The organism is Burkholderia gladioli, assembly GCF_000959725.1.
Taxonomy (GTDB): domain Bacteria; phylum Pseudomonadota; class Gammaproteobacteria; order Burkholderiales; family Burkholderiaceae; genus Burkholderia; species Burkholderia gladioli.
Genome location: NZ_CP009322.1, coordinates 3,554,709 through 3,568,913, shown reverse-complemented (window position 1 = coordinate 3,568,913; position 14,205 = coordinate 3,554,709). Strand labels below are relative to the sequence as shown.

Sequence of the window (14,205 nt, the reverse complement as noted above, 5' to 3'; positions counted from 1 at the left end):
GATACTTCGGATCACGCAACATCGCTTCGGCCAGTGCCGCCGCGGTGACTAATGGCTGTCATCCACGCCGCCTACCATGGGCTTCCATACCGAGATGCGAGCCTCGCGCCAACGGGCGAGGCTCGCATGCGTTCCCGGAGCCCCAATGCCGTCGTTCAAGCCTGTCCTCGCCCGTCTCGGTATCGGTGGTAGCGGCACGGCCGATGCCAAGCCGCGGGGCGATGCGCGAGGCGTGCCCGGCATCACGCACGCGGTGCCCACTCCGGCCGCGCAACCGGGCGCGCCGCTGCCGGCCCCGCGCGCGCGCAACGACGCGGCACCGCCCCAGCGTCCCGCGCCGCCTCCGCAGCCCGAGCACGCCGCCAATCGGGCCGCCAATCGGACCGCCAATCGGACCGAGAACCGCGCCGCCGCCCATCCCGATGCGGATGTCGCGCGGCGCCAGCAGAACACCGATCGCCTGAGGACGCTGCGGCCCAGGCCGGCCACGCAGGACACCGGCCCGTCGCCGGGCGTGTTCGCCAACGCGGCCGCGCACGTGCAGGCGGCCGCCACCGAGCTGTCCACGCCCTTCGGCCAGTATTCGAGCACGCATCGCCCGCTCGCCGCCAAGCAGTACCGCACCGACGTCGAGCGGCACGCGCCCGATACCAAGGCCGCGCACGCCGAGGCGCTGCGCCGCCGGGCCGGCAAGCGAGTCGGCGCCGCGCTCGGCGGCGCCCTGCCGGCGGTGCCCGAGGACGATCACGAGGACGCCGACGAGCGCAGCACGCGCCTGGACGCGCTCGAGCATCCCGAATCGCTCGACCGGCTGGTCAAGGCCTGGTTTCCCGAGCCCGCCGGCGCGCCGCCGGTGGAGGGCGGCGAAAGCTCGGTGCTGACCGGGCAGCTCGCCGGGCTGGGCGCGCCCGAACATGCGCCCGCCACGCAGCGCGGCGCCCTGCTTGCGATCGCACTGCGCGGCGCCGGCGCGCACGACGCCGCCGACGCGAAGGCGATCGTCGAGGCGATGCGCACGCTCGACTTCTCGCAGATGGACCGCGCCACCAGCGCGCAGCCGGCCGGCGCCGCGCAACCGCTGGACGCCACGCGCGCGCGGGCCTGGCTGGCGGCGCGCATCCTGTCGCGCAGCGACGAGGGTTTCGACTCGCTCTGCACGCTGCGCGGCACCGACCCGCGCGAGGCGCCGATGAAGACGGCCGCGCAGCGCGTGATGCTGCAGGCGGCCGACCACGCCGACCCGGGCCCGCACGACACGCTCACGCGCGACAACGATCCCGCGCCGGGCGCGGTGCGCGAGCGGATGCAGGTGCCCGGCGCCGAGCCGACGCTGGCCGCGCGCGCCTTCGAGGCGGCCGCGGCGGCGAACACGGGGGAAGTGCGGGACATGACGCCGGCGCAGAAGGGCGACTTCTTCGCCTGGCGCCAGAACTTCCGCGAGGACGGCGCCGGCACGCCGCTGGCGAAGACGCGCGAGCGCCTGCACAAGTTCACCGGAAAGACACTCGATCGCGCCGCCGAGAACCGCTGGAAGACCTTCGCCGCGCGCGCGGTCGGCAAGCATCGCTCGCCGGTGGCGGCGCTGCGCAGCGGCACGGCCGACGTCACGCGTCCCACCATCGCCAAGGAGCTCAAGGCGCTCAAGGCGGTGGCCGAGCATCGCGGCGCGCTGATGGACCAGCCGATGATGCAGCCGCGCGCCACGCTCGCGCATGCGCACGCCCCGCACTCGCTGGTCGAGCTGGCCGCGCTGCACGTCTGGTTCGAGCACGGCGGCTTTCCGACCGGCAAGCCCGACGCGGCGCAGATGAAACAGATCGTCGCCAAGGCCAACAGCCTGCGCGACGATCTCGCCAGGACCGACCTGTCCGACTCGCCGGCCGATGCCGAGGCGCGCGACAAGCTGCTGGCCGACACGGCCTCGTGGGGCGGCAAGGAGGCGCAGAAGCACGAGGCCTTCACCGCGCTGAACCAGGCGCCGTTCAACCTGGAGCGGATCACCAACTGGGCGCAGCGCGCCGACGTCGAGGATGCCGAGTTCGTCGCCGCGCTCGACACGCTGCGCGGCGACGCCAAGAACCTGCCGCACACGGTGGCCAAGCCGCAGCGCCAGGAAGTGGTCAAGGCGATGTCGCAGGTGGTCAGGGAACTCCCGTCGGGGGCCCGGCTACGCATGCAGGACGGCAACCGCTTCGGCGCCAGCACGCGCGGGCTGTCGGCCAACGTCGGCAAGCTGCTGAACGTGCATGGCGTGCCGCTCTCGCCGCGCGTGGACCTGCGCGCCACCGGCAATCGCACCGCGATGGTCGAGCTGGGGCGCAGCAACTACGGCGCCGAGATCTTCATGGGCACGGCCAAGAGCATCAGCACGCAGGCGGGGCTCGGGGTGCGCGTCGGCTACGACTTCGACGTCGGGCTCTCCTACGTGCGCGCCGGCGTGACTGCCCAGGCGGTGCTGCACCAGCACGAGCGCAACGAGCCGAGCGGGGTGTCGCTGCGCGTGACGCGCCGCGTCAAGGAAGACGGCAGCAACTTCGACGACAAGACGCTCGAGAAGAAATACGCGGCGGTGTTCGATCACCTGGTCGAGAGCTCGGCCCAGGCGAAGACCGGCACCGCCGGCGACACCTGGAACCGGCTCGCCGACAAGTTCATCGAGGATCCGGACATCTCGGTCGGCTGGACCGACGGCATCGACGACACCACCCGGCGCGGCGCCTCGGTCGACGTCGGCGTCTACGGCGGCATCCCGCACTCGCCGCTGACCGCCGGCTTCGGCCTGGGCGTCGGCTACGCGTCGACGCGCGACCACACGCGCGAGGTGCACGACGACGGCGGCTCGCTGCAGATCGAGCAGCACCGCTCGGGTGGCGGCTCGCAATGGGTGGCGCGCCTCACCGGCGGCCTGAGCGGCTCGGTGCCGGTCGGCCACAAGCCGCATACGGTCGGCGTGGGCGTCAGCTCGCTCGACACGCCCTCGGCCAACCTCGCGCTCAGCGACTCGGGCGTCGAGTCGCGCGTGCAGATCGCGCGCGACAACGGCGTGCTGATGCCGCGCTCGTGCATCATCGACGTCGAGTACAAGTCGACCAAGACCTTCACGCACGCGGTGGACATGCAGCGCGGCGCCTGGCGCGATCTCTACGCGCTCGACCACTTCAAGAAGAACCGCATCGACATCGACCAGGCCACGCCCGAACAATGGGATGCGGCCCACCAGGCGGCGGACAGGAAGATCGACACCCTGCTCGGCGACATCCGCGGCAACGCGGCGCCGAACCAGACCTACTTCCACCGCTTCCGCCTGCGCAACGACGCGGCCCGGAAGATCGACGCGCTGGCCGCCGCCGATGCCGCGATGGGCAAACCCAGCGCCGCCGCCGCGCGGAAGATCGACGAGATCATGACGGATCCGGCCTCGTGGATCGCCTCGGACCTCAAGGTCAAGGAGTCGAACGCGACCACCACGCGCGTGGGCCTGAACGCGGCGATCCATCTCAGTTCGGTCACCCAGGTATCGGGCGAGCACGAGATCGTTTCGGAAAGCGCAGACTTCGCCCAGCTCGACAAGCTCGAGCGGTACCAGGCCAGGCTCGCGGCGGCGCAGCCGGCCGCGCCGGTGCCTGCGCCTTTGCCGGATCCGGCCGCGTTGCCGCGCCAGCGCCCGCCCGTGCCGACCCGGCCGGTGCCGCCCACCCCGCCGCGGATGCAACAGCGCATGCAGGCGATGCTCGACCCGACCACCGCGCAGGCCCGCCAGACGCGGCCGACCATCGGCGCGATGCTCGACGGCAGGAATCGGCCGGCGCGCGAGGCGCTGTTCGAACCGGCGGCGAGGCCGCCGCGCGCGGCGCAGCCGCAGGCGCAGGCGATCCGGCCGGCGCCGGCGCAGACGGGATTGCAGACGGAATTCCAGAACTTCGGCGCGCTGGGCGGCCGCCCGGCCGTGCCACCGCCGCCGGCGCGCCCTCCCGTGCCACCGCCTCGCGAAACGGCGCTCGATCCGATCCCGGCGGCGGACACGCGCGTGGCGTTCCAGTCGTTCGGCGCGCTGGCCGAGGCCGCCCCCCCGACGCCGACGCGCGACACGGCCGCGCCGGTGCCTGCCCCGGCGCACACGACGGCGCCTGCCCCCCAGGCAGAAACGCCCTATATCGACGAGGACGGCGACGAGTTCTTCGACGCGCGCGAAACCCTCGAGGAGACGCCCGCCCCGGCCGCCGCCCCGCGCGCCTGATCCGGCCCGACCTGCGGCACGCCCGGGATGGCTGCCGTGTGTCACGCCCCCGCCTCGGCGGGGGCGCTTCGTCATGCACGACCTCATTTCGTGTTTTCGATTCGACGCGCCCGTCTTCTCGCTACTGTTGCCCCATCGTGGACCGCGGCACGATTGAGTCGTGCCCTGGCGGTTTCCATTCCTACGAGAGGGCCAAGATGAAGAGCAACGATATTTCCTCGGGGCGCAGCACGCCGACATCCATTCCGGAAACGTCCACCACGACGTCCCCGCAGGTCACCACCCCGACGCCGCCCCCGCCGACCCGGCAGGCGTCGAACAATGCCCTCTCGCAGCTCACCTCGCAGTCGAACCGGCAGCCGAGCGATCTCGGCACCGGCACCTCGCGCCCCACGATCCGCGCGAGAAGCGGCAACACGCCGCCGCCGGTCGCGTCGTCCTCGCGCACCACGCTCGAGCATTCCCCGCTGACGAACCGCCAGCCGCCGAAGCGGCCGCTGATCAAGAAGACCCTCACGAGCGCCACCGAGCAGGAACGCGCGATGATCGGCGGCGGCTCGGAGTCGGGCAGCGTGCACAGCCTCCAGGACCTGCACCACGATACGACCCTGACGGAATCGCATCACGAGGTCGACCTGGAAAGCGTCGACATCTCGGACATGGGCGCGCTGCGCACCCAGATGGACAACGCGCTGGTCAGCCTGAGCGGCGGCGAGCCGGCGCTCGCGCTGCACTCGCCCGCCTCGCTGGAGGCCCTGCACCAGGCGCTCGACGTCGACAACGCGCCCTTGCCGCGTACCCAGCAGGAACGCACCATGGCGCAGAGCGTGGTGCAGTTCGCCCAAGCCATCGTCGACGGCGGCCAGCGCGGCGTCATCTCGGCCGCGCACTCGCTCGCGGTTCGCCTGCCGACGGTCTACGGCCCGACCTTCCTGCGCCAGTTGGCCGGCCAGGGGCTCGGCGGCGTGCTCAACGACAAGCACACCTCGAAGGACGTCCAGGCCATGGTCGGGCTGCTGCTCACGATGGCGCCGGTCGCCTTGCTGGTGGCCGGCATGATGCGCGACAAGGAAAAGGGCGTGCAGACCGATGCCAGCCGCAACTCGCGCCTCGCGCTGATGGCGATCGGCAGCGTGATGGGCATGGCCGCGATCGGCACCGGCAGCATGGCGGGCGCCTCGGCCAGCCTGGGCGCCTTCGTGCTGTATTGCGCGATGCGCGACGGCATGCAGCAATTCGTGAAGCTCAACCCGAAGGATCGCGACGGCCCCGAATCGAGGGACCCGACCGTCAAGGATTCGGCTCTCTCGGGCGGCGCCTATACCGTCGACGAATTCGGCGTGGGCATGGGCATGTCCTATACCTCGAGCCCGTCGGGCGCGGGCGCGGCCGGCGAAGTGCTGCAGACCGCCCACGGCGCCGAGCGCGCCGGCTGGAACACGGCCGGCGAGGTGTTCGACGACTGGGTGTCGAACGCGATCAAGAAGGGCGGCATCCCGGACCTGCGGGCGGGCATCGAGATGCCGACGCTGGAGGGTTTCAAGGACACGCTGACGGGCGCCTTCCCGGCGCGCGCCACGCTGTTTACGGCCACCACGCTGCTCTCGCAGATCATCGCCGACAAGAGCACCCACGCCAGCCCCGCCACCCAGACCGCGGTCAACAATCTCGGCGTGGCGATGCTGCTGGGCCTGATGTACGTGCCGTTCGCGCAGATGGGCAACATCCGGAAGCCGGCACCGGGCGAAACCGCGCGCGGCCCGATCCTGCCGACCACCGCCACCACCACGGCGACCGACAATGGCGGCGCGCTGACGCGCCGCAACGCCCCCGCCAACACCTGAACCCGAGGCGCGGGCGCGCCGCCACTTCCCGGTGGTGGCGCGCCCGGTTGACCGCCATGGCGCGGCTCGCTATCGTGCTCGGCACCTCGCCAGCCGGCGCGCCGCCCGCCTCCCGCCATGACCGACCTGCTCCCCCGTATCTGGACCCTGCTCGCCGAAGGCGCGAACGCGGGCCGCGAGCGCTCGCCGTTCACCATGCTGCAACTGGCCACGCTCGGGCTCGACGGCGCGCCCAGGGTGCGCACCGTGGTGCTGCGCGGCGTCGATGCCGGGCAGGGTTCGCTGCTGTTCCATACCGATGCGCGCTCGGCCAAGCTGGCCGAATTGCGGCATGACGGCCGCGCCGCGCTGGTCGGCTGCGATCTCGCCGGCGGGCTGCAGATCCGCGTCGAAGGCACGGCGAGCGTGCTGGCCGACGAGGCCCGGCGCCTGGCGATCTGGCAGGCGAGCCGGCCGCGCACGCTGATCCTCTATCGCGCGCCGCTGCCGCCGGGCACGCCCGTCGCCGCGCCAGCCGATGCACATCCTGCTTCCGCCTCTTCCGCCGCCGCAGCCGATGACACGCTCGACGGCTTCGCGAACTTCGCCGTGATCGAGCTGCGCGCCGAGGCGATCGACTGGCTCGACCTGGCCGCCGACGGCCATCGCCGCGCGCGCTTCGTGCGCGAGCCGGCGGGCTGGCAAGGCAACTGGATCGCGCCCTGAGGCCGAGGCCGACGCGCCGGGCGCCTCAGATCCGCAGCGCGTCGCTGCCCTGGCTGGCGCGCTCGTGGTCGCGCTGCGAGAACAGCCAGTCGCGCAAGTCCCGCAGCGGTCCGCTGTCGGCCGCGCCCTGCGGATGCACGACATAAAAACCGAGCGACAGGGGAAACGAGAAATCGAGCACGCGCCGCAAGCGGCCGGCGGCGATGTCGCGCTCGACCAGCGGCTCGCTGGTCAGCGCGATGCCCTGGCCGTCGATCGCCGCGTCGATGGCCAGCGAGGACTGGTTGAAGCGCGGCCCCTTGGCCGGATCGACGGCCGGCCCGGCGCGCAGCGCCTCCAGGAACTCGGGCCACAGATCGTGCGCGTCGTGCAGCAGCACCTGGCCGGCCAGCTCGTCGACGCGGCGCACGGGCCGCGCCGCCAGCAGCGAGGGCGCGGCCACCGCGAACACCTCGAGCGGAAACAGCAGCTCGGCCGCCAGCCCCTTGCCGAACGGCGGCTTGCCGAGCCGGATCGCGATGTCGACGCCGTCGCCGCGAAAGCTCGCCAGCTTCTCGTCGGCGATCACGCGCACCTCCAGCGCCGGCTGCGATTCGCGCAACTGGGCGAGCCGCGGGATCAGCCATTTCGAGGCGAACGAGGGCGCGGTGCTGATGCTCAGCGTGGACGGGCGCCGGCTCAGCGTATCGGTTGCGTCCGCAACGATCGCGAAGGCGCGCTGGACCGCCGGGAAATAGGCGCGACCGTCGGCCGTCAAAGCCAGCCCGCGCGGCAGCCGGTCGAACAGCGGGCGCTGCAGCACATCCTCGAGGTGCCGCACCTGCTGCGCGACCGCGCCCTGCGTCACGCCGATCTCCTCGGCGGCGAGCCGGAAATTGAGGTGGCGCGCGGCCGCCTCGAAGGCACGCAGGGCGTTGAGCGGCGGCAGGCGGCGATGTTTCGGGATGCGGGTCATACGGGAAACGCCGGGCCCGGCGGGCGGCGGCGATCTGCGGGACGAAGCGGGCATTCTAGCGCCGCGCGCGCGATCGGCGCCGGCGCCTCGCGGCGGGCACGCCGCTGCGATCGCACCGCCGGGCCGCCGCGCTCACGCGCTTCGCCGTCCTGAGCGTCGGCGCGGACACGCTTTCGCCACGATTGCGCGCTAAAACAGGCGCTTTTCGTCTGCCCAGGACTGGTAGACTTGCAGGCGGCGCCCAGTGCGCCACCACGCAGGCTTGGCGCATCGCGCCGGCGCGCGCGTCGGAACCGTCCAGCACCCGCGGACGGCGGGGCCCGACGGCATGACCGCACGCGAAGCGTTCGGCCGGTCACGCAGTTCGCCGCAGTCGCCTGCCCAATCCCAATAGCGCCGCCCGCCGTCCACAAGCTGGGCGCGACTCGACGAAGGACCGTCACGTGCAGAGCAGGACCGAAGTTTACTCGTTGCCCCGCGGCCGGCTGGCAACGTGGCTGGCCGAGCCTGGCCGGGACACGCCGCACGAGATACGCGTCGCGCTGGTCGGCACCCTGTTCGGCACGCTGCCGATCTTCTTCGGCGGCGTCTTCAACACCATCGCCGTGGCCTGGGCCCTGGAGACCCGCCACCCCACCACGCTGTTCCGCATCTGGCTGTTCGGCGAGATCCTGATCTGCGCGATCCGCTTCGTGGTGCTGATCGTCTCGCGCCGACGCGCGCTGCAGCACCGCCCGACGCCCACCGATTTCTACCTGAGCCTGGCACCGCTATGGGGCGCCTCGGTGGGCTATGGCGCCTTCATCAGCGCGATCAGCGGCGACTGGGTGGCGGCCACGCTGTCCTTCCTGTCGGCCGCCGCGATGGTGGGCGGCATCTGCTTCCGCAACTTCGCGGCGCCGCGCCTGGTGGCGGTGATGATCGTGCTCTCGCTCGGCCCCTGCGCGCTGGGCGCGCTGATCTCGGGCGAGAAGGTGCTGCTGCTCACCCTGGTGCAGATCCCCTTCTACCTGTTCGCGATGAGCGGGGCCGCGCGCCGCCTCAACGCGCTGCTGATCTCGACCATGAAGGCCGAGCGCGAGAACAGCCATCGCGCGCGCCACGACATGCTGACCGGCCTGCTCAACCGGGCCGGCCTGTTCAATGCCGCCAACGGCAACGCGCGGGCCCGGATCCACGCCGGCATGACCCTGCTCTATCTCGACCTGGACGGCTTCAAGCCGGTCAACGACGCGCACGGCCACGAGACCGGCGACACCCTGCTGGTGCAGGTGGCCGAGCGGCTGATGCGGCTGGCTGGTCCGGAGGCGCTGGTGGCGCGCATCGGCGGCGACGAGTTCGTGATCGTCGACACCTGCCGCGACTACGACACGCCGCGCGACTTCGCCCACGCCATCGCCCGCGAGATCGCCCGGCCCTTCGAGCTGGCGCCCGGCATCACGGCCAGCGTCGGCGCGAGCGTGGGCATCGCCTCCGTGTCGGGCGAGGACACCGATATCGATTCGCTGCTGCGCATCGCCGACGCGGCGATGTACGACGCCAAGCGCAACAAGAAGGGCGACGCGCCCGAGGGCACCCAGGCGAACGGCTGAGCGCCGCGCCACCGGCGATTCGTCCGGCCGGGTTGCCCGTCCGTTGCGCCGCGAACCCGCCTCGAGCGGGCGGCCAGGCGATCGGCCGCGCTGTGCCATCATCGACACTCCCGATCCAGAACGGAGGCGACGATGCGCACGCAATGGTTCTCGCGGTTCTCCAGCTTTCTCTCCACCACCACCGGCCGCCCGGCCACTTTCATCCTGGCGGTCGCGCTGGTGCTGATCTGGGCCGTCTCCGGCCCGCTGTTCCACTTCAGCGACACCTGGCAACTGGTGATCAACACCTCCACCACCATCGTCACCTTCCTGATGGTGTTCCTGATCCAGAACACCCAGAACCGCGATACCGCGGCCATGCAGATCAAGCTCGACGAGCTGATCCGCGCGTGCGACGGCGCCCACAATGCCCTGCTCGACCTGGAGGAACTCGACGAGCACGACCTCGAGCGCTTCCGCCGCCACTACGAGCGGCTGGCCGAGCGGGCACGCAAGGCGCTACGCGAGGGCCGCCCGGACACGGATTCGCCCTTCGTCGAGACCGACCGGGACGACAAGGACGACAGGGACGACAGCGACAAGGACGACAAAAACGATCGGGACGGCCCGCGACGAGGCTGAGGAAAAGTCGCGTCGGGGGCATGGCACGAATCATGTCTATCTACGTCATTTGAGACAAGACGGAAGCTTGCCAGAATGCGTACACCGGTTCGACGACGAACCTCCCCCGAAACGCAGCAAGCCTCTGGAGAATGACCATGACCTCATCCCGCCCCGGCACCGCCCTCGTCACCGGCGCCTCGTCCGGCATCGGCGCCCTCTACGCGGAACGCCTCGCGCACCGCGGCTACGACCTGGTGCTGGTGGCCCGCCAGCGCGACCGGCTCGACGCGCTGGCCAAGCGCCTGAGCGACGAGACGCAGGTCGGCGTCGAAGTGATGGCCGCCGATCTCAACGACCGCGCCGAGCTCGCGCGGGTCGAGGCGCGGCTGCGCGAGGATGCCGGCCTGAGCCTGCTGGTCAACAACGCCGGCATCGGCACCCACACGCCGCTGCTCGACAGCGACGTCGAGCGCATGACGAGCATGATCGAGCTGAACGTGACGGCGCTCACGCGCCTGACCTACGCGGCCGTGCCCGGCTTCGTGGCGCGCGGCGGCGGCGCCGTGATCAATATCGCCTCGATCGTCGGGATCGCGCCGGAAGTGCTGAACGGCGTATATGGCGGCACCAAGGCCTTCGTGCTCGCCTTCAGCCAGTCGCTGCATCACGAGCTGGCCGCCAAGGGCGTGCGCGTGCAGGCCGTGCTGCCCGGCGCGACCGCCACCGATTTCTGGGCCACCGGCGGCCTGCCGATCGAGCATCTGGACCCGGGCATCGTGATGCCGGCCGCCGAGATGGTGGACGCGGCCCTGGTCGGCTTCGATCGCGGAGAGCTGGTGACGATTCCGCCGCTGCATGACGAGGGTGCCTGGCTGGCCTACGAAAGCGCGCGCCGCACGATGTCGGGCCAGTTGTCGACGAACTCGGCCGCGCCGCGTTACCGGAACGCCGCCTGAAAACAGACGGGGCGCGATCCGTCGAAGGATCGCGCCCCGTCGTCACGCCCGAACCGGCGGTCCAATCGCGCACCCCGGCGGTGCATCCGCGGCCGCCCGGCGCGAAACACGCGCTTGCGACACGAAACAACACGCCGTAACGCGCGACGCGGCGTCGCGAACGCGCCACGGCAAGCGAAACCTGGCCGGTTCAAGGTAATCTATGCGTCACACCCGATTCCCCGTTCCGGCCCCGCCGAGCGGTGCGACGGCGGCATGCGGCTCCCGATTTCCGGGAGGGTCCGCCATTCCGGGTGGCCTAAGGAAGTCGGACGCATGAGCACCAAGAAGCAGAGCATCGTCGATACCGCTACCCGCCTGTTCGCCGAAAACGGCTATCACGCGGTGGGGATCGATCGCATCATCAAGGAATCGGGCGTCGCCAAAATGACCCTGTTCCGCCATTTCGCCACCAAGAACGACCTCATCTCCGAGGTGCTGTCGCAGCGGGCCCGCTCGGCCCTGCAGTCGATGGCAGACTCGATCGCCACGCGGCAGTCGTCCGAGGAACAGTTGCACGAGTTGTTCGACTGGCACCACCGCTGGTTCACCTCGCACGACTTCTCGGGCTGCATGTTCGTGGGCGCGCTGTCGGAGTTCCACGAGGATTCGGGCGACATCGTGCGCATCTCGATCTCGCAGAAACAGGGCCTGCGCAGCTTCGTGCAGGGGCTGCTGCAGGACCTGGTGCCGTCCGCGATGGTCGAGCCGCTGGCGCGGCAGATCGTGATGATCCTCGATGGCGCGATCATCGCCGCCACCAGCGGCGATCGCGATCACGCCGCCGGCGAAGCCTGGGAAGCGGCCGAGCGGCTGATCGCCGCCTACCGGCTGACGCCCCAGCACCGGGAAACCGCCACGCTCAACTGAGCAAGGTCGCGCCGCCGCGCGCCGGGCCAGGCCGACGCGCGGGCGCGGTTCTCTCAGGCTCCATTATTCTGCTTGCCGCCTCAAGCCCGTCTCAGGCGAGCGCGGCGGGTTCGAGCGCGGCCAGCCTGGCATGCAGCGCGTCGAAATAGGCCTCGCAGCTCGCCAGGCGCAGCGCGGCCCCGAAGATGATGTCGTCGCCGACCGCCGGCGTCTGCTCGACCACCGGCACGATCACGTCCGCCAGCCAGCCTTCCGCGTGGACGATGTCGATCGTCACATGTTCCTCGTAATACCCCAGCTCCCCGGCGCCGCCGAAACCGACGCGCCGGCAGCCGCGCACCAGCTTTTCGTAGTGGGACGGATCGAGCAGCTCGGTCATCGCCATCACGCCGAGCAGCTTGAAGTAATGGGCGCGGTTCAGGCTGGTCAGCATGAACAGGTTGTAGCCGGCATGGCCCTCCACCTGGAGCTGGCTGGCATGGTTGTCCTCGGCCTGGCCGACGCCGACCACGTCGAGCAACTGGCGGAACAGGCTGACATGGCTCAGCGTGGGGTTGCCGCGGCCCGATTCGTCCCACAGGTTCTGCACCAGCTCCTTGCGCACCTCGACACGCGAACCGATCAGCGAATACAGCAGCAGGTCGAAGAAGCGGATGTTCAACGCGCTGTCGCTACGGAAGAAGGCGACGATCTGCTCGCGGCTCGCTTCGGTCTCGAGGAAATCGAACAGCGGATGCGCGGCCGCGCGATGGCCGGACCACAGGGCCTTCAGGGCGCTGACCACCTCGGCGCTCGCGGTGGGCGCCGTGCCCAGGCCGAGCCGCTCGCGCTCGCTGCGCAGCCAGGCCCGCTCGATCAGTGCCCGTGCCTGCGTCAGCAGCGGATTGAACTGGTGACGCGCGCGCGGATCGGTGCCGTCGGCCACGTGCAGGTCGTAGAGCTGGAACAGCGCCTGGTGCGCCTCGGCGAGCGCCTCGGGGTCGCGCGCGCCGAAGGCTCGCGACAGCGTGGCGCGCACCGCGGCGAGAAAGCGCTCGCCGCTCTCGGGCGTGGCGTCGGGCCAGTCGTCGAACGCATCCGAATCGCACAGCAGCGCCACGGCGGCGGGCAGGCTCAGCATCGACGCTTCGTCCAGCACCGCGTCGATCCGCGTTGAGTCGGCCGTCTCGCGCTCGAACGCGCGGAACGGGAGGTCCTGAGCCGTCGCTGCCATTTCGTGTCGCATGCTGTCCTGATGATTCGTTGTGCCTTATGTCCCTCGACGCCTGTCGTCGAAAAAGTAAACATACGCGCGTGCATTCTACATAAACGAAATGACAGTGAGTGATGCACACGGGTTTATCCCGTGGGATCAAGAAATCCGCTTGCGATCGAACCCGCTTTCCAGTACGCCAGGGCCGCCTGACAACGATACCGCCGGTATCATCATGAGATTCGAATCAATCGCGGCACTGACGCTCCCGATGGAAAAACGATACCGCCGGTATCATTTTTTATTCAATGACGGCCAATGGCGCGATTGCCGGAATTCAGGAAAATCGGAATACCTCGCGGCATTCGGGCGATGGAAAAAAGAAAAGCCGCAATTGCGGCTTTGATGAAAAGCGCGAGCGCGTGTCCACGATCGCTTTGCCTTTGCTCGGTGGTGTGCGCGCCGCAGCGCGCCGGCCGGGCCACCTGCCGAGCCGGGATCCGCCGCGTCCGTCGTCCGTCGCGGCGAGAATCCGGCTCTTGCCCCAGCGCCGTTTCTCTCAGGTTCTCTCGTTGTTCCGCCAGCCCCCTGGCGCCATGCGCCTGGAGTTCGGGTCCTGCATCCTGCTCGCTTTCGATTGCCTGTCGAAAGATTCGATATCTCCACGGCGGGAATCGATTCCATATCAGTTGAAGCCGCCGATTAAGCAAGACAGGTCTGTATCGGCGCAGAGAATACCTTGAGAATGTTCTCCATACAATAGGGTGGGCGGTATCATCCGGCGCCCATGCAAACCGCTTGACCGGCGCCAGGCTTTCGGAATCGAAAGCCTGGCGGTCGCGCATCCGTTAAAATCGCGGCACGCGCGATCCGCCGATCGCCCTCAATCTCACCCGCGCATCGACGCCCCGTCCTCGCCACGGCCGCCCGCATCCGCGCCGTCGCCCGGATGCCGCAGGCCGCCGTCGCGCGGCGCCCGCGGCCCCGCTGGTCCGGAGCGCCATCGCATCCCGTTGGAGAAGACCTTGTTCACTTGTAGAAACCAGAGCTGCGGCACGCCGTGGGAGCTCGCCGACGTCGTCATCAAGGACGAAGGACAGGGCGACCTGTTCCGCTGCCCGCTGTGCGGCGCGCGCAATTACCTCTATCGCTACGAGGACGAGAACGGCAATCCCGTCTACGAGCAGATCGAAGGCCGTCCCTTCTGAACCC

The 14,205-nt window shown here is 70.3% G+C and carries 11 protein-coding genes; 9 read left to right on the top strand and 2 right to left on the bottom strand.

All coding sequences use genetic code 11. From position 1 onward, the window contains the following. Positions 1–145: 145 nt before the first annotated feature. The 3 genes from BM43_RS15335 to BM43_RS15325 all read left to right on the top strand — a co-directional run bounded on the left by BM43_RS15335 (position 146) and on the right by BM43_RS15325 (position 6,786). Positions 146–4,237: a hypothetical protein gene (locus BM43_RS15335; protein WP_036054853.1), complete on the top strand. Its 4,092-nt coding sequence runs from the start codon at positions 146–148 to the stop codon at positions 4,235–4,237. A 197-nt stretch (positions 4,238–4,434) separates the two neighbouring features. Continuing rightward, positions 4,435–6,081 carry a hypothetical protein gene (locus tag BM43_RS15330; protein WP_036054856.1) on the top strand — a complete coding sequence of 549 codons (1,647 nt, stop codon included), beginning with the start codon at positions 4,435–4,437 and terminating at the stop codon, positions 6,079–6,081. A gap of 117 nt (positions 6,082–6,198) precedes the next feature. Continuing rightward, the gene (locus tag BM43_RS15325; RefSeq protein ID WP_036054859.1) at positions 6,199–6,786 is read left to right on the top strand and encodes a pyridoxamine 5'-phosphate oxidase family protein; all 588 of its coding nucleotides are present in this window, start codon (positions 6,199–6,201) and stop codon (positions 6,784–6,786) included. 25 nt (positions 6,787–6,811) lie between these two features. Here BM43_RS15325 and BM43_RS15320 read toward each other — a convergent pair whose 3' ends face one another. After that, entirely contained in the window at positions 6,812–7,741 is a 930-nt protein-coding gene (locus BM43_RS15320; protein WP_036054860.1) for a LysR substrate-binding domain-containing protein, read from the bottom strand. A gap of 443 nt (positions 7,742–8,184) precedes the next feature. On the opposite strand from BM43_RS15320, the gene BM43_RS15315 reads away from it, so the two are divergent. The 4 genes from BM43_RS15315 to BM43_RS15300 all read left to right on the top strand — a co-directional run bounded on the left by BM43_RS15315 (position 8,185) and on the right by BM43_RS15300 (position 11,801). Continuing rightward, positions 8,185–9,333, top strand: a complete 1,149-nt coding sequence (locus BM43_RS15315) for a GGDEF domain-containing protein (protein ID WP_036054864.1) — start codon at positions 8,185–8,187, stop codon at positions 9,331–9,333. A gap of 132 nt (positions 9,334–9,465) precedes the next feature. Then, positions 9,466–9,954 (top strand): low affinity iron permease family protein, encoded by a 489-nt coding sequence (locus BM43_RS15310; protein ID WP_036054866.1) that lies wholly within the window; start codon positions 9,466–9,468, stop codon positions 9,952–9,954. A gap of 137 nt (positions 9,955–10,091) precedes the next feature. Beyond that, on the top strand, positions 10,092–10,892 hold the full coding sequence (locus tag BM43_RS15305) for an SDR family NAD(P)-dependent oxidoreductase (RefSeq protein ID WP_036054869.1): 801 nt from the start codon (positions 10,092–10,094) through the stop codon (positions 10,890–10,892). A 315-nt stretch (positions 10,893–11,207) separates the two neighbouring features. Then, positions 11,208–11,801 carry a TetR/AcrR family transcriptional regulator gene (locus BM43_RS15300; protein WP_036054870.1) on the top strand — a complete coding sequence of 198 codons (594 nt, stop codon included), beginning with the start codon at positions 11,208–11,210 and terminating at the stop codon, positions 11,799–11,801. A gap of 91 nt (positions 11,802–11,892) precedes the next feature. On the opposite strand, the gene BM43_RS15295 is transcribed toward BM43_RS15300, so the two are convergent. Beyond that, positions 11,893–13,014, bottom strand: a complete 1,122-nt coding sequence (locus tag BM43_RS15295; protein WP_036054871.1) for an iron-containing redox enzyme family protein — start codon at positions 13,012–13,014, stop codon at positions 11,893–11,895. Between the two features lie 287 nt (positions 13,015–13,301). Here BM43_RS15295 and BM43_RS40475 point away from each other — a divergent pair, with 287 nt between their 5' ends. Together BM43_RS40475 and BM43_RS15290 are read left to right on the top strand one after the other, a co-directional pair. After that, entirely contained in the window at positions 13,302–13,736 is a 435-nt protein-coding gene (locus BM43_RS40475) for a hypothetical protein (RefSeq protein ID WP_144417669.1), read from the top strand. A gap of 282 nt (positions 13,737–14,018) precedes the next feature. Then, entirely contained in the window at positions 14,019–14,201 is a 183-nt protein-coding gene (locus BM43_RS15290; protein ID WP_025097459.1) for a hypothetical protein, read from the top strand. Positions 14,202–14,205 lie beyond the last annotated feature (4 nt).

What these genes read in the sequence shown, in the direction of transcription:
- BM43_RS15335 (WP_036054853.1), top strand. Translation starts at nt 146, where the DNA reads ATGCCGTCGTTCAAGCCTGTCCTCGCCCGTCTCGGTATCGGTGGTAGC.
- BM43_RS15330 (WP_036054856.1), top strand. Translation starts at nt 4,435, where the DNA reads ATGAAGAGCAACGATATTTCCTCGGGGCGCAGCACGCCGACATCCATT.
- BM43_RS15325 (WP_036054859.1), top strand. Translation starts at nt 6,199, where the DNA reads ATGACCGACCTGCTCCCCCGTATCTGGACCCTGCTCGCCGAAGGCGCG.
- BM43_RS15320 (WP_036054860.1), bottom strand. Translation starts at nt 7,741, where the DNA reads ATGACCCGCATCCCGAAACATCGCCGCCTGCCGCCGCTCAACGCCCTG.
- BM43_RS15310 (WP_036054866.1), top strand. Translation starts at nt 9,466, where the DNA reads ATGCGCACGCAATGGTTCTCGCGGTTCTCCAGCTTTCTCTCCACCACC.
- BM43_RS15305 (WP_036054869.1), top strand. Translation starts at nt 10,092, where the DNA reads ATGACCTCATCCCGCCCCGGCACCGCCCTCGTCACCGGCGCCTCGTCC.
- BM43_RS15300 (WP_036054870.1), top strand. Translation starts at nt 11,208, where the DNA reads ATGAGCACCAAGAAGCAGAGCATCGTCGATACCGCTACCCGCCTGTTC.
- BM43_RS15295 (WP_036054871.1), bottom strand. Translation starts at nt 13,014, where the DNA reads ATGGCAGCGACGGCTCAGGACCTCCCGTTCCGCGCGTTCGAGCGCGAG.
- BM43_RS40475 (WP_144417669.1), top strand. Translation starts at nt 13,302, where the DNA reads ATGACGGCCAATGGCGCGATTGCCGGAATTCAGGAAAATCGGAATACC.